This window comes from Frigoribacterium sp. 9N, from assembly GCF_902506305.1.
GTDB lineage: Bacteria > Actinomycetota > Actinomycetes > Actinomycetales > Microbacteriaceae > Frigoribacterium.
Map to the genome: position 1 here is coordinate 142,033 of NZ_LR733392.1, position 13,266 is coordinate 155,298.

Here is a 13,266-nt window from a genome sequence, read left to right on the forward strand (position 1 = left end):
CTGCGGGGCGGTACGGGGTTCGGGACGGTGGGGCGCAGGAGGCGCGGTGCCGGTCTCGACGCCGGCACCGCGCCTCCTGCGGTCGCCTCGCGGCTCAGCCGCGCGGGCGGCTCACGACGCGGACCGCACCGGCGGGGACGCCCACGCGGCCGTCGACGGCGTCGCCGGTGATCAGCTCTGTGCCCTGACCGACCACGACGTCGATCGCGGTCTCGGCGTGGTTGACCAGGAAGGTGAAGTCGACGTCGTCCCCGTGGCGCACGACGACCTCGAGCCCCTCGGGGTGGTCCACCGGCAGCGGCACCCCGGCGTCGTCGAGCACCGACCGGACGAGACCCTCGAGGTCGGCCCCGGTCGTGCGCGTCGAGACGTACCAGGCCGAGCCCTCGCCGTGGGCGTGGCGGGTGACCGCCGGACCTCCCGCCGCCGGGCCGTCGACGTAGCTCGCGACCGCCACGGCGCCCTCGAGCACGATGTCGTCGGACCAGCCCGTGCCCGTCGTGCCGTCGTCGAGGGTGACGACCTGGTCGGCGTACAGGGGCAGGAACTCGGGCACCGAGAGGCCGAGCACCTCGCGCAGGGCGCCGGGTGCACCACCGGCGTGGACGGTGTCGTTCTCGTCGACGACGCCCGAGAAGTACGACGCGACGAAGGTGCCGCCCTCGCGGACGAACGCGCCGAGGCCGTCGGTCGTCCGCCGGTCGGCCAGGTACAGCGAGGGGGCGAGCACGAGGTCGTAGCCCGAGAGGTCGTCGTGCGGGTGGCGGAAGTCCACCGTCACGCCGAGGTGCCACAGGGCGGAGTACCAGGCGACGACGCGCTCGCGGTGCTGGAGTTCGACCGACGGCCGCCATTCGAGGTCGTGGGCCCAGAAGGACTCGATGTCCCAGAGGATCGCGACCCGCGCCTCCACCCGGCTGCCGCGGACGGCCGAGAGCCGACCCAGGTCGGCGCCGAAGTCGACGACCTCGCGCCAGGTGCGGGTCGAGGTGCCGGCGTGCGGCAGCATCGCGGAGTGGAACTTCTCGGCGCCGTACCGCGACGCCCGGAACTGGAAGAACAGGATCGCGTCGGCGCCCCGGGCCAGGTGGCTCGCGGCGTTCCGGGCGAGCTCGCCGGGGCGCTTGGCGATGTTGCGCGGTTGCCAGTTGACGGCCGAGGTCGAGTGCTCCATCAGCATCCACGGGGCACCGCCGGCCAGCGACCGGGTGAGGTCGGCGTCCATGGCGAGCAGCACGTGGTTGTCGCGGCGCTCGGCCACGAGGTAGTGGTCGTTCGCGATGACGTCGACCTCGCGGGCCCACCTCCAGTAGTCGATGGAGGGGCAGTTGGTGGCCATGAAGTTCGTGGTGACCGGGAGGTGCGGCGCGTGTCGTTTGATCGCGTCGCGTTCGGCGGTGAAGCAGGCCAGCAGGGCGTCGGAGGTGAAGCGGGCGAAGTCGAGGCGCGAGGTCTGGTTCACGACCGTGGCCGAGGTGCGCGGGGCGTCGATCTCGTCCCACTCGCCGTAGGTCTGGCCCCAGAAGCGGGTGCCCCAGGCCTCGTTGAGCGCGTCGAGGGTGACGTACTTCTCCTCGAGCCAGGTGCGGAAGGCGAGCACCGAGTGGGGGCCGTAGTCCTCGCTGATCGGGGCGCCGTACTCGTTGTGGACGTGCCAGAGCACGACCGCGGGGTGGTTCGCGTAGCGCTCGGCCAGTCGCTCGGTGATCGCGAGGGCCGCCCGGCGGTAGTCGGGGCTGCTCGGGCTGACCATGCCGCGGGAGCCGCGGCCCAGGGTGACGCCGTCCCGCGTGACCGGGTGGGAATCGGGGTAGGCCTTCCAGAACCAGGCCGGCGGGACGGTCGTCGGGGTGGCCAGGTCGACGTCGATGTCGGCGTCGTGCAGCAGGCCCAGGATGTCGTCGAGGAAACCGAAGTCGTACTCGCCCTCGCGGGGTTCGAGCAGGGCCCACGAGAAGATGCCGACGCTGACCAGGTTGACGCCCGCCTGCTTCATCAGGGCGATGTCCTCGAGCCAGACCTCGCGCGGCCACTGTTCGGGGTTGTAGTCGCCGCCGTAGCGCAGGTCGGCTCGGCCGGGCAGCCAGGTCGTGGTGGCCTGGGGCGTGGGTCGGGCGTCGAGCTCGAGTGACATGCGTTGATCTCCTTTGACTGTGTGCGCTCCCAGTTGTAACACACCGGTATCGAGCGGCGAAAGGGCCCCTAACGGTGTTGACAAGCGAAAACCGCTGTGCGTTACTGTAACCGCTCACAGGCACAGCGACGTGGTTCTCCGAAGCACGCGCTGTCCCGCCCCCACCACAGCTCTTGCTTTCCTCAAGGAGGACGAATGCGCAGCTCATTCCGCCGTCTCGGTGTCGCCACGGTCGCGACCGCCGCCCTACTGCTCACCGCCGGGTGCTCCGGCGCCGGGGGAGGCGCGGCCGATGACGGTCCCGTCGAGCTCAGCTACTGGGCCTGGGCCCCGAACCTCGACAAGGTCGTCGACCTCTGGAACCAGGACAACCCCGACATCCAGGTCACCGTCAACAAACAGGACGGCGGAGACCCGGCCATCACCAAGCTGCTCACCGCCATCAAGGCCGGGAGCGGCGCACCGGACCTGATCCAGGCCGAGTACCAGAAGATCCCGACGCTCGTGTCCTCGGACGCGCTCGCCGACATCTCCGACCAGGGTGCCGCCGACCTCGAAGGCGACTTCTCGGAGGGCACCTGGTCGTCGGTGACCCTCGGCGGTGACGGCGTCTACGCCATCCCGCAGGACTCCGGCCCGATGATGGCGTACTACCGCACCGACGTCCTCGACCAGTACGGCCTGAGCGTCCCGACCACGTGGGACGAGTACGCCGACGTCGCCACCAAGCTCCACGCCGCGGACCCGACGAAGTACCTCGGCACCTTCTCGGCCAACGACGCCGGCTGGTTCGCCGGCCTCACGCAGCAGGCCGGGGCCTCGTGGTGGTCGATCGACGGCGACAGCTGGGGCGTCGACATCGAGGGCGGCCCGACGGAGAAGGTCGCCTCGTACTGGGGCGGGCTCGTCGAGAGCGGAGCGATCGACAACAAGCCGATGTACACCCCCGAGTGGAACGCCGGTCTGAACGACGGCAGCCAGGTCGGCTGGATCAGCTCGGTCTGGGCGCCGGGCGTGCTGGGCGGCAACGCCCCCGACACCGCCGGCAAGTGGACCGCGGCCCCGATGCCGCAGTGGGACGCCTCGAAGCCGGCGGACGGCAACTGGGGCGGCTCGACCACGGCCGTGACGACCCAGTCCGAGCACAAGGAGGCGGCGGTCGAGTTCGCGACGTGGCTCAACACCGACCCCACGGCCGTGGCGGCGCTCGCCGACATCGCCGGCGTCTACCCGGCGGCCACCGACGCGGCGTCGGACGCGCTGACCACCAGCCCCGAGTTCTTCAGCCAGCAGGACGACTTCTACGACATCGCCGCCGAGGCGTCCGAGTCGGTGCAGCCGTTCACCTACGGCCCGAACGTCAACGTGGCCTTCAGCGCCTACAACGACGAGTTCGCCAAGGCGGCCGACGCCAAGACGCAGGCGGCCTTCGAGGACGCGGTCACGGCCATGCAGAAGATCACCGTCGACGACCTGACCAAGAGCGGCTTCTCGGTCAAGTAGCGACATCGGGCGGGGCGGCCGGGGTCGCCCCGCCCGCCCCGTCACCCCTCCGTCACACCCGTCTCGACCCAAGGACACGGCATGGCCGACACCCTCACCCCCCTCAGCCCGCGAACCGACGGGGCCGGCCCTCCGCCGTCGTCGGCCGGCCGCGAGGCACCCCGCCCGGCGACCCGCAAGGGCAACGGCAGCTTCCGCACGCGGGTGCTGACCCCCTACGCCATGCTGGCCCCCGGCATCGTGCTGTTCGTGCTGTTCATGGCGGCGCCGATCGTCTACACGCTGTTCCTCAGCTTCCAGAAGAAACAGGTCGTCGGCCTGGGGCTCGGCTCGGGCGGCGAGAGCCAGGTGTTCGCCGGGTTCGAGAACTACGTCGGTTCTCTCACCGACCCCGAGTTCGCCTCCAGCGTGGGTCGCGTCCTGCTCTACGGCGTCGTGCTGATCCCGTGCATGCTCGGCCTCGCGTTGCTCTTCGCCCTGCTGCTCGACTCGAAGCGCACGCGGGCCACCGCCTTCTCGCGGGTCTCCATCTTCCTGCCCTACGCGGTGCCCGCCGTGATCAGCTCGCTGCTCTGGGGCTTCCTCTACCTCCCGGCCGTGAGCCCCTTCTACTACGTGTTCGACCGGCTCGGCTGGGACGTCGACGGGGTGCTCGGCTCGGGAACCGTGCTGTTCGCGATCGCCAACATCGCCCTCTGGGGCGGTGTCGGCTTCAACATGATCGTCATCTACACCTCGCTCAAGGCCGTGCCGACCGACGTCTACGAGGCCGCCCGCCTCGACGGTGCCAGCGAGGTGCAGATCGCCCTGCGCATCAAGATCCCCATGGTCGCGCCGGCGCTCGTCATGACCGCGCTGTTCTCGATGGTGGCCACCCTGCAGGTGTTCGCCGAGCCGACCACCCTCCGTCCGCTCACGAACAGCCTGTCGACCAGCTGGTCGCCGCTCATGCTCGTCTACCGCGACGCCTTCACCCGCGACGACATCTACTCGGCGGCGGCGACCTCGGTCGTCATCGCGCTCGCCACCTTCATCGTCAGCTTCTTCTTCCTCCGGGTCGTCCAGAAGCGCGCATTCGGCCAGGAGGACTGACCATGACCACCATCGACCTCGACGGCTCCCGAGACGCCACGGCCCCGGTGCCCGACCCGACCCGCGCCTCCTCGACGAACCGCCGTCCCTCGGGCAGGGTGCCGCGCGACCCGTCCGCACCGCGCCTGCACGCCGAACGGCCGAGCGTCGTCTCGACGGTGCTGCTGCTGATCGGCGCCGTCTACTGCCTGTTCCCGGTGCTCTGGGTCGTCATGGCCTCGACCAAGGACGGCGGCGAGCTCTTCTCGACCTTCACCCTGGCGCCGAGCGGTCACCTGCTCGACAACGTCGTCGCCCTGACGCAGTACCGCGACGGGCTGTTCTGGCGATGGATGCTCAACACGGCCCTCTACGCCGGCCTCGGCGCGATCGCCTCGACCTTCGTCTCGGCGCTCTCGGGCTACGTGCTCGCGAAGTTCGAGTTCCCGGGCAAGAAGGTCGTCTTCAACGTGCTGCTGATGGGCGTGCTCGTGCCCGGCGTCATCCTGGCGATCCCGCAGTACTTCCTGCTCGCGAACGTCGGCCTGACCAACACCTTCTGGGGCGTGCTGCTGCCGCAGATCATCAGCCCCTACGGCATCTACCTCGCCCGCATCTACGCCGCGGCCGCCGTGCCCACCGACGTGATCGAGGCCGCGCGCACCGAGGGGGCCCGCGAGATGGGCATCTTCTCGAGGATCGCCGTGCCGATGCTGCTGCCCGGGCTCGTGACGATCTTCCTGTTCCAGTTCGTCGCCATCTGGAACAACTTCATGCTGCCGTACATCATGCTCGGCGACGACTCGCTGTTCCCGCTCACGGTGGGACTCAACGGGCTGCTCAACCAGGGGGCCTCGGCGCCGGCGTTGTACACGCTCGTCATCACGGGTGCCCTGCTCTCGGTCATCCCGCTGATCGCGATCTTCCTCGTGCTGCAGCGCTTCTGGAAGGTCGACCTCGCGGCCGGCGCGGTCAAGTAGTGCGGCCTCGACGACCGGTCGTGCCGGCGGGGCGGAGCGCGCCGCCGGCCCGGCGGTCGCCGCACCCTATGCTGGCCGCGTGAGCAGCACGACCGGCCGCGGCCGACCGACCATCGACGACGTCGCGACCGCCGCCGGCGTCTCGCGGGGCACGGTGTCGCGGGCCCTGAACGGCGGCCGGTGGGTCAGTCCCGAGGCCAAGACCGCGGTCGACGCCGCCATCAAGGCCACCGGGTACCGCGTCAACCCGCACGCGCGCAGCCTCGCGACGAACCGCACCGGCTCGGTCGCCTTCCTGCTCACCGAGGACCACGAACAGCTCTTCGAGGACCCGAACTTCTCCATCCTGCTGAGGGGGGCGGCCTCGGCGCTCGCCGAGCGCGACGTCTCGCTCGTGCTGATCATGGCCGGGTCGCCTGCCGAACAGCAGCGGGCGTTGGCCTACATCGGGGCCGGGCACGTCGACGGCGTCCTGCTCGTCTCGGCGCACAGCGGCGGCAGGCTGCTCGCCGACGTGGTCGAGTCGGGGGTCCCCGCGATCGCCTGCGGCATCCCGATCGGCCACGAGAAGAAGATGGGGTGGGTGGCCGCCGACGACCGCGAGGGCGCGCGCGAGATGGTCGCGTACCTCCGCGGCCTGGGGCGCAGGCACATCGCCACGATCGCCGGCCCCGCCGACACCCCCGGCGGCATCACCCGCCTCGAGGGGTACCGGGCCGAGCTGGGCGACGACGCCGACGACGCGCTCGTGCGCCACGGCGACTACGGGCGTGAGAGCGGCCGCGTCGCGATGGAGTCCCTGCTCGCCGAACGGCCGGACCTCGACGCCGTCTTCGCCGCCAACGACCGCATGGCCGCCGGGGCGATCGACGCCCTGACGGCCGCGGGGCGGCTCGTGCCCGACGACGTCGCGGTCGCGGGCTTCGACGACTCGAGCGTCGCGACCGCGACGTCGCCGGCCCTCACGACCATGCGTCAACCGTTCGACCGCATCAGCAGCGAGATGGTGCGCCTGCTCCTGCAGGTCATCGACGGCGAGAAGCCGGCCGCCATGACGTTGCCGACCGAGCTGGTGGTGCGCGCGTCCGCGTGACGCGACCCGCGCCTCCTGCGGTCCTCGCCCCGGCGTCCCCCCGGGACGCGCGCGTAGGGTCGGCGGCATGACCGATCTCGACGGAGCCGTGGTGCTCGTGGCCGGTGCGTCCGGCGGACTGGGGCAGCGTCTCGCGGCGATGCTCGAAGACGAGGGGGCCGTCGTCGTCCGCGCGGCCCGACGACCCGAGTCGCTCTCGGGCCCCGGCGCCTACCTCGCCGACCTGCGTGACCGGTCGGGAGGCGCGGCGCTGGTCCGGTCGGCGCTCGACGAGCACGGACGCCTCGACGGCGTCGTGGTCGCCGCGGGCGTCGTCGCGTTCGGAGCGGCGAAGGACCTCGACGACGACACGCTCGACGAACTCGTCGAGACGAACGCTCTCGGGCCCATCCGTCTGGTGCGTGCCGCGCACGCCGCCCTCGCGGAGTCCGCGGCGGCCGGTCGCGAACCCTTCGTCGTGACGATCAGCGGCGTCGTGTCCGAGGCCGCGACCGTGGGGATGGCCGCGTACTCGGCGTCCAAGGCGGCCCTGGCGTCCTTCGCGTCGGCCGCCGGACGCGAGTACCGGCGAGACGGCATCCGCGTGCTCGACGCGCGCCCGGGGCACACCGACACCGGCCTCGCCACGCGGGCGGTCGCCGGGAAGGCGCCGGCGTTCGGTGCGGCCCTCGACCCCGACGCGGTGGCCGAGCGGATCGTGCGGGCGATCGTCGACGGCGAGAAGGACCTGCCGAGCTCGGCGTTCTCGAGCTGACTCCCGACCGGCCCGACGCTGCTAGCTGAACTCGTCGCCGACGAGCCGCAGCAGGTCGGCGAGTTGGGCCTGCTGGGCGGGTGACAGCGAGTGCAGCCGTGCGCTCTCGGCGTCGACCAGGCTCAGCATGGCGGCGTCGACCCGCGCGATGCCGTCCTCGGTCACGCGCACCAGCACACCGCGGCCGTCGCTCGGGTCGCCGTGGCGTTCGACGAGGCCGCGCTCGACCAGACGGTCGAGTCGGTTCGTCATGGTGCCGCTCGTGACCATGGTCGCCGTGACCAGGTGCTTCGGGCTCAGCTGGAAGGGGTCGCCGGCCCGACGGAGGGCCGAGAGCACGTCGAACTCCCAGATCTCGAGGCCCGCATGGGCGAACGCCTCGCTGCGGATGCGGTCGAGGCGCCGCGACAGGCGGCGGAGGCGCGAGAAGACGTCGAGGGGTGCGAAGTCGATGTCGGGGCGCTCGCGGGCCCAGGCGTCGATGATCAGGTCGACTTCGTCGTTCGTGGCCACGGTGCTGCGTTCCCATCGGTCGGTTTCGGACTCCTCATCTTCGTCCACCTGCCGGTGAATCGTCCGCACGGGTCGCCGGGGCGACCCGGGTGGCGTGCTACTGGTACGTCACCAGGTCGGGCGTCGGCGACACGTCGGCCATCGTCTGCTCGGGGCTCAGCACGGGCACGTCCTCGTCGTAGAAGTTCTTCCAGCCCCAGGCGACCCCGGCCGGAGCGCCGTCGTGCAGCGCGCGCCAGGTGGCCTGCTTGTCGGGCTGCGAGCCCTGACCGTCGGCGTGGATGAGCGTGGCCAGCTCGGGCCGCGACGTGTCGATCGACGCCCGGTCGCGCAGCATGTCGAGTCGGAACTGGTGCAGCACGAGCATTTTCGGCGGCAGACCCTTCGAGGCCACGAGGTCGGCCAGCCAGGTCGACACGGCGTTCACCTCGCCCGCCTCGACCCCTCCGATCTGGCGCAACGGCACCTGGTCGGCCTCGAGGCGCCATTCGGGGTCGAGGGCCAAGCCGACGTTCGGCCGCGAGAGCAGCGACTCGTAGCGCTTCGCCTGGCTGAGGAAGTCCGCCCGACCCGGCTGCAGGTCGATCACCACGTACTGCCCCGCGGCGGCGGCCGCGTCCACGTAGGGCTCGATGCTCTCGACCGACAGCTCGTTCGAGTAGTCGCCGTCGTCCCCGGCGGCACCGGCGGCGGCCGTCGCGATGACCTCGAGCATCGGCACCACGGGGCGGTCGCTCGCCGCGTCGTAGCTCGCCGCGACGTCGGCGGCACGTTGCACGGTCGCGGCGACGTCCTGCTCGCCGAGGACGCCGAGCGCCCCGGTGCCGGGCGCGCCGTAGAGCGCCACGAACCGCCGGTCCGGGAAGAACCGTTGGCCGCCGCCGGGCAGCTGTGCCCCGGATCGGGCCGCCGCGACCGACCACGCGGCGTCGCGCACGGTCGAGAAGGACGAGCCGATCAGGACGGTGTCGGTCGTCGTCGAGGCGTGCAGCGCGTCGATCGCCTCACCGGAGGCCTGAAGGTCGACGACCCCCTCGGGCAGGGCCTGGACCTCGGCCCCGGCGGCCCGGGCGGTGGCCGTGGCCGCGACGTCCTCGGCTCCGGCCACGACGGCGAGGACGTCGTCCAGGGGCGTCGCCGGGTCGGGCACGTCGACCGAGGAGGCGCGGGTCGCGATCTCGACGCCCGCCCCGTCGATCGCGCCCACGTCGCCGACCGCCAGCACGGTCTCGACGCCGAGCCGGTCGAGCTCGGCCGCCAGGACGGACGGCCCGGTCGTGGGGCTGTCGCTCGACGGGCCGGCGGACGGCGACGCCGTCGGCGCCCCCGCCGGGGCGAGCAGCAGGGGCACGCCCAGTCGCTCCGCCTCGTCGGCCGCCTCCGCCTGGCCCGCCGCGTCCCCGTCCGCTGCGACGACCGCGACCGGACTGGAGGCGAACAGCGCCCGGCTGGCCTCGACGGCCCTCTCGGGGGCGGTGGCGCCGCCGACCACCGTGACCCGCGCCTCCTGCTGGTGGGTGACGAGGGCCGTGCGCCCGTCGGCGTCGTCGGTCGAGGTCGACGTGCAGCCGGTCGCGGCGAGCAGGGCCACGGTGGCGAGCGACGCCGCCACGGTCAGGCGGGACGGGCGGGAGGGGACGCGAGATCGGCGGGTACGGGAAAGCACCGATCCACGGTAACCGCGACCGCCGACACGGGCGCGCCGACGGCTCAGCTCAGGACGTCCTTCGTGGTGAACCGGCCGAGTGCCAGGGCGCCGAAGACCACGACGTAGCCGGCCTGCAGCAGGGCGTTGGCGCCGAACGAGTCCCACGAGACCGGGTCGCGCATGAGGTCGGCGAATCCCAGCCAGTGGTGCGTGAACAGCCAGGGGTCCAGGACGTCCAGTTGCGGCAGCGCATCGACGATCTGGGCGACGGTCGAGAGCACGATCGTGGCCGCCATGGCCCCGACGGGCACGCTCGTCAGCGTCGAGGCGAACAGGCCGATGGCGCTCAGGCCGAGCAACGACATCGTGACGTAGAGCGCCATCAGCAGCAGCCTCAGGGCGTACTCGCCCAGGCCGATCGTCTGCCCGGAGAGCAGGGTGACCGGCCCGACCGGGAACAGCGCGGCCCCGGCGATCGCCCCGAACACGACCACCACGAGCGTGGCGGCGAGGCAGAACGCCGCGGCCGCCGCGAACTTGACGAGCAAGAGGCGCACCCGGCCCACCGGCGTCACCAGCAGGTACCGCAGGGTGCCGAGGCTCGCCTCGCCCGCGATCGTGTCACCGGCGACGACGCCGACGGTCAGCGGGAGGAAGAGCGGGATCGCCACCGTGAGGGCGGTGAGCGAGACGAAGAGGCCGTTCTGGGTGATGTCGCCGAGGAAGGCGGGCCCGCGACCGCCGCCGCCGTCGGAGGACGTGACGCGCACGGCGACCGCGAGCAGCACCGGGATGAGGGCCAGCGCGGCGAGCAGCGCGATCGTGCGGACGCGGCGGAAGAGCACCGCCAGCTCGCTGCCCAGCAGGCCGAGGCCCAGCGCGCTCCGGGAGCGGTCGACGGTGGGGGCGGCGTCGGGACGCGCGCCCGCGGACTCAGCCGGCGACATCGAAGCCCTCCCCGGTCAGGTCGACGAACCGGTCCTCGAGGCTGGCACCGGCCACCTCGAACCCGCGCACGCGCACGTCCGCGGCGACGAGGGCCGCGACGATCGACTCGGGCGAGAGCCCGTCGACCGCGAGCTCGGCCTCGACGCCGACCGCGCCACCCGCGGTCGCGGGCGTCGCGTCGGGCCGTGCCCGTGCCTCCGGGGAGAGCCCCAGGCGGACGAGCACGTCGCGGGCGGCGTCCGGATCGGGCGTGAGCAGGCGGACCCGGTGCGTGCCGAGCGCGCGCAGGTCGTCGAGCGTGCCCTGGGTCAGCAGCCGCCCGGCGCTCATCACGCCGATGTGCGTGCACATCTGCTCGACCTCGCTGAGCAGGTGGCTCGAGACGAAGACGGTCGTGCCCTCGTCGGCCAGGGAACGGATGAGGGTGCGGACCTCGCGCGTGCCCTGCGGGTCGAGGCCGTTGCTGGGCTCGTCGAGCACCAGCAGGTCCCGCGGCATCAGCAGGGCGTTCGCGATGCCGAGGCGCTGCTTCATGCCGAGCGAGTAGGCGTGGGCCTTCTTCGACGCCGCGTGACCGAGGCCGACGCGATCGAGGGCGGCGTCGACCCGGGCGCGTCGCGTCGAGGCCGGGGCCGAGCGGTCGCCCGAGTCGAGGCGGTGCAGGTTCGCCCGGCCCGACAGGAACGGGTAGAACGCCGGGCCTTCGACCAGGGCGCCGACGCGGGGGAGGACGCGGCGCAGGTCGTCGGGCATCGACCCGCCGAGCACCCTGATCTCGCCGCTTGACGCCGAGGTGAGCCCCAGAAGCATGCGGATCGTGCTGGTCTTGCCCGAGCCGTTCGGACCGAGGAACCCGTAGACGCTGCCGTGCGGCACCGCGAGGTCGACTCCGTCGACGGCGCGCTGGCGTCCGAACTGCTTCGTCAGGCCCGTCGTCTCGACGGCGAACGCCCCTCGGGGTGCGTCGCCGACGGCGGGCGCCCGGGCGGCGGGGGTGTCGAGGCTCACCGGCCGGAGGTCACTGCCCGGCCACGGCGGCCTGCAGGGTCGAGGCGTCGACCGCCCCGGCGAACACCCGACCGTCGTCGGTCAGCAGGACGGACACCAGCGAGGTCTCGAGCACCCGGCCGCCGTCGACCTTCGTGGTCAGCTGGTCGAGCAGGCCCTGGGCGTCGGCATCGATCGACGAGGTGCCGTCGTTCGACCCGGCAGCCGGGGTGACCCCGACGATCGTGCTCCAGCCGGAGCCGATGACGGTCTTCTCGGCGTGCGCCGCGTCACCGTGCGACCGTCCGGAGGCGCCGGTCGGCACGGTCACGTCGGTCACGGTCGCGTCCGCCGGGGGAGTGAACGCGAAGACGGACGCCGCGGGGGCGCCGAAGTCGACCGAGGTGAAGCCGGCCGACAGCGCCGGATCGCTCTGCCCCTTCGCGGCGACGACCACCTTGAGCGGGACGCCGGTCTCGGCGTCGACGGTGAGGGTCGCGCTCGCGACGAGCGTCGAGGAGTCCTTCGGGGTCAGGACCACCTGGTACGCGTCGCGTCCGGCCACCCTCACGTCGGAGTCGGCCGTGACGGTCGTCGTGGGCTCGACCGACGACAGGACGAGGTCGGCCAGTTCGGCAGGCGTCTGCGGCACGGCGGTGCCGTCGGGGAGGGCGCTCGGCGTCGGGGTGCTCCCCTGGTCGGGCAGCGTCGCGTGCGTCGCTTCCTTCGTCTTCGAGTCGTAGGCCCACACGCTCGACCCGTCACGGATGACGTCCCGCTCGGCGAGCTGGTCGATCACCTGGACTCGCTGCTTCGTGGCGCCGTCGGCGTAGACCTTGGCCGTGTGGCTGCCGGTCAGCAGTTCGAGGGCACCGGCGGCGTCGGACGACGATCCGCCGCCCGTGGCCTGGGCCGACACGTCGGGCAGCCCGAGGTCGGAGGTCTGCTCGACCGTGCCCGAGTAGGACGCGCCCGAGCTCGAGGCGGCGAGGGCCAGCACCTGCTGCGGCGTCTTGTCGGGCAGGTCGACGTCGGCCGTGGCCGAGACGGCGGGGACCACGATGCTCGCAGCGATGACGGCCACGGGGACGGCGGCGGCGGTGGCCCAGCGGGTGGACTTCTTCATGACGATCGCGACCTCTCACGCCGGGCCCCGAGCGGGTCGGCGATTGGGCAGGAGACTACGCGCGAAGCCTGGAGATCGCTGTCATCCTCGCCCCCGGTCGCTCGACGTCGAACGAGCCGTGCCGACGCCGGCCGGACGCCCCGGCGCGACCGTCCCGGTCAGAGCTCGACGACCTCGAACTCGAGCAGGTCGGCACCCGTCGCGACCGGCCCGCGCGGGGCGTCGCCGGATGCGGCGGGGCGGGCGTGGGCGGCCTTGGCGCCGTCGGCCGACCAGGCCGCGAAGTCCTCTTCGCTGCGCCAGGTCGTCACGACGAAGTAGCGGTCCTCGCCCTTGACGGGACGCAGCAGCTGGAACCCCTCGAACCCCTCCGCGCCATCGACCGAGTGCTTGCGGGCGGCGAAGCGTTTCTCGAGCTCGGAGCCGGAGCCCTCGGGAACGTGGATGGCGTTGATCTTGACGACGGACACGACGGTGCCTTTCGGTGGGGATGGGAGGGGGAGCGGGGT

General features: G+C 72.4%; 12 protein-coding genes. 5 read left to right on the forward strand and 7 right to left on the reverse strand.

What is annotated here, in order from left to right:
* Positions 1–94: 94 nt before the first annotated feature.
* Complete coding sequence (locus tag ARTHRO9V_RS03775) at positions 95–2,134, reverse strand: beta-galactosidase (protein ID WP_159825675.1); 2,040 nt, start codon at positions 2,132–2,134, stop codon at positions 95–97.
* Between the two features lie 195 nt (positions 2,135–2,329).
* On the opposite strand from ARTHRO9V_RS03775, the gene ARTHRO9V_RS03780 reads away from it, so the two are divergent.
* The 5 genes from ARTHRO9V_RS03780 to ARTHRO9V_RS03800 all read left to right on the forward strand — a co-directional run bounded on the left by ARTHRO9V_RS03780 (position 2,330) and on the right by ARTHRO9V_RS03800 (position 7,535).
* Positions 2,330–3,637, forward strand: a complete 1,308-nt coding sequence (locus ARTHRO9V_RS03780; RefSeq protein WP_159825677.1) for an ABC transporter substrate-binding protein — start codon at positions 2,330–2,332, stop codon at positions 3,635–3,637.
* An 81-nt stretch (positions 3,638–3,718) separates the two neighbouring features.
* Complete coding sequence (locus ARTHRO9V_RS03785) at positions 3,719–4,729, forward strand: carbohydrate ABC transporter permease (protein WP_123571571.1); 1,011 nt, start codon at positions 3,719–3,721, stop codon at positions 4,727–4,729.
* A gap of 2 nt (positions 4,730–4,731) precedes the next feature.
* Positions 4,732–5,688 carry a carbohydrate ABC transporter permease gene (locus tag ARTHRO9V_RS03790; protein WP_159825679.1) on the forward strand — a complete coding sequence of 319 codons (957 nt, stop codon included), beginning with the start codon at positions 4,732–4,734 and terminating at the stop codon, positions 5,686–5,688.
* A gap of 79 nt (positions 5,689–5,767) precedes the next feature.
* Positions 5,768–6,781: a LacI family DNA-binding transcriptional regulator gene (locus ARTHRO9V_RS03795; RefSeq protein ID WP_159825681.1), complete on the forward strand. Its 1,014-nt coding sequence runs from the start codon at positions 5,768–5,770 to the stop codon at positions 6,779–6,781.
* Between the two features lie 67 nt (positions 6,782–6,848).
* Positions 6,849–7,535, forward strand: coding sequence for an SDR family NAD(P)-dependent oxidoreductase (locus ARTHRO9V_RS03800; RefSeq protein ID WP_159825683.1), 687 nt, complete (start codon positions 6,849–6,851; stop codon positions 7,533–7,535).
* Between the two features lie 21 nt (positions 7,536–7,556).
* On the opposite strand, the gene ARTHRO9V_RS03805 is transcribed toward ARTHRO9V_RS03800, so the two are convergent.
* From ARTHRO9V_RS03805 to ARTHRO9V_RS03830, 6 genes are all read right to left on the reverse strand, one after another.
* Entirely contained in the window at positions 7,557–8,048 is a 492-nt protein-coding gene (locus ARTHRO9V_RS03805; RefSeq protein WP_043596034.1) for a MarR family winged helix-turn-helix transcriptional regulator, read from the reverse strand.
* Between the two features lie 97 nt (positions 8,049–8,145).
* Positions 8,146–9,714, reverse strand: coding sequence for a hypothetical protein (locus ARTHRO9V_RS03810; RefSeq protein ID WP_159825685.1), 1,569 nt, complete (start codon positions 9,712–9,714; stop codon positions 8,146–8,148).
* 44 nt (positions 9,715–9,758) lie between these two features.
* The gene (locus ARTHRO9V_RS03815) at positions 9,759–10,643 is read right to left on the reverse strand and encodes an ABC transporter permease (RefSeq protein WP_159825687.1); all 885 of its coding nucleotides are present in this window, start codon (positions 10,641–10,643) and stop codon (positions 9,759–9,761) included.
* A complete protein-coding gene (locus ARTHRO9V_RS03820) occupies positions 10,630–11,652 on the reverse strand; it encodes an ABC transporter ATP-binding protein (protein ID WP_159825689.1) in 1,023 nt (340 codons plus the stop codon). The genes ARTHRO9V_RS03815 and ARTHRO9V_RS03820 overlap by 14 nt, the downstream gene beginning before the upstream one ends.
* 10 nt (positions 11,653–11,662) lie before the next feature.
* Complete coding sequence (locus tag ARTHRO9V_RS03825) at positions 11,663–12,757, reverse strand: sigma-E factor regulatory protein RseB domain-containing protein (RefSeq protein WP_159825691.1); 1,095 nt, start codon at positions 12,755–12,757, stop codon at positions 11,663–11,665.
* Between the two features lie 158 nt (positions 12,758–12,915).
* Positions 12,916–13,227: an antibiotic biosynthesis monooxygenase gene (locus ARTHRO9V_RS03830; RefSeq protein WP_056048729.1), complete on the reverse strand. Its 312-nt coding sequence runs from the start codon at positions 13,225–13,227 to the stop codon at positions 12,916–12,918.
* Positions 13,228–13,266: the final 39 nt, after the last annotated feature.

Coding starts and splice junctions, on each gene's coding strand:
- ARTHRO9V_RS03815 (WP_159825687.1), bottom strand. CDS start 10,643: ATGTCGCCGGCTGAGTCCGCGGGCGCGCGTCCCGACGCCGCCCCCACC.
- ARTHRO9V_RS03800 (WP_159825683.1), top strand. CDS start 6,849: ATGACCGATCTCGACGGAGCCGTGGTGCTCGTGGCCGGTGCGTCCGGC.
- ARTHRO9V_RS03775 (WP_159825675.1), bottom strand. CDS start 2,134: ATGTCACTCGAGCTCGACGCCCGACCCACGCCCCAGGCCACCACGACC.
- ARTHRO9V_RS03790 (WP_159825679.1), top strand. CDS start 4,732: ATGACCACCATCGACCTCGACGGCTCCCGAGACGCCACGGCCCCGGTG.
- ARTHRO9V_RS03780 (WP_159825677.1), top strand. CDS start 2,330: ATGCGCAGCTCATTCCGCCGTCTCGGTGTCGCCACGGTCGCGACCGCC.
- ARTHRO9V_RS03825 (WP_159825691.1), bottom strand. CDS start 12,757: ATGAAGAAGTCCACCCGCTGGGCCACCGCCGCCGCCGTCCCCGTGGCC.
- ARTHRO9V_RS03785 (WP_123571571.1), top strand. CDS start 3,719: ATGGCCGACACCCTCACCCCCCTCAGCCCGCGAACCGACGGGGCCGGC.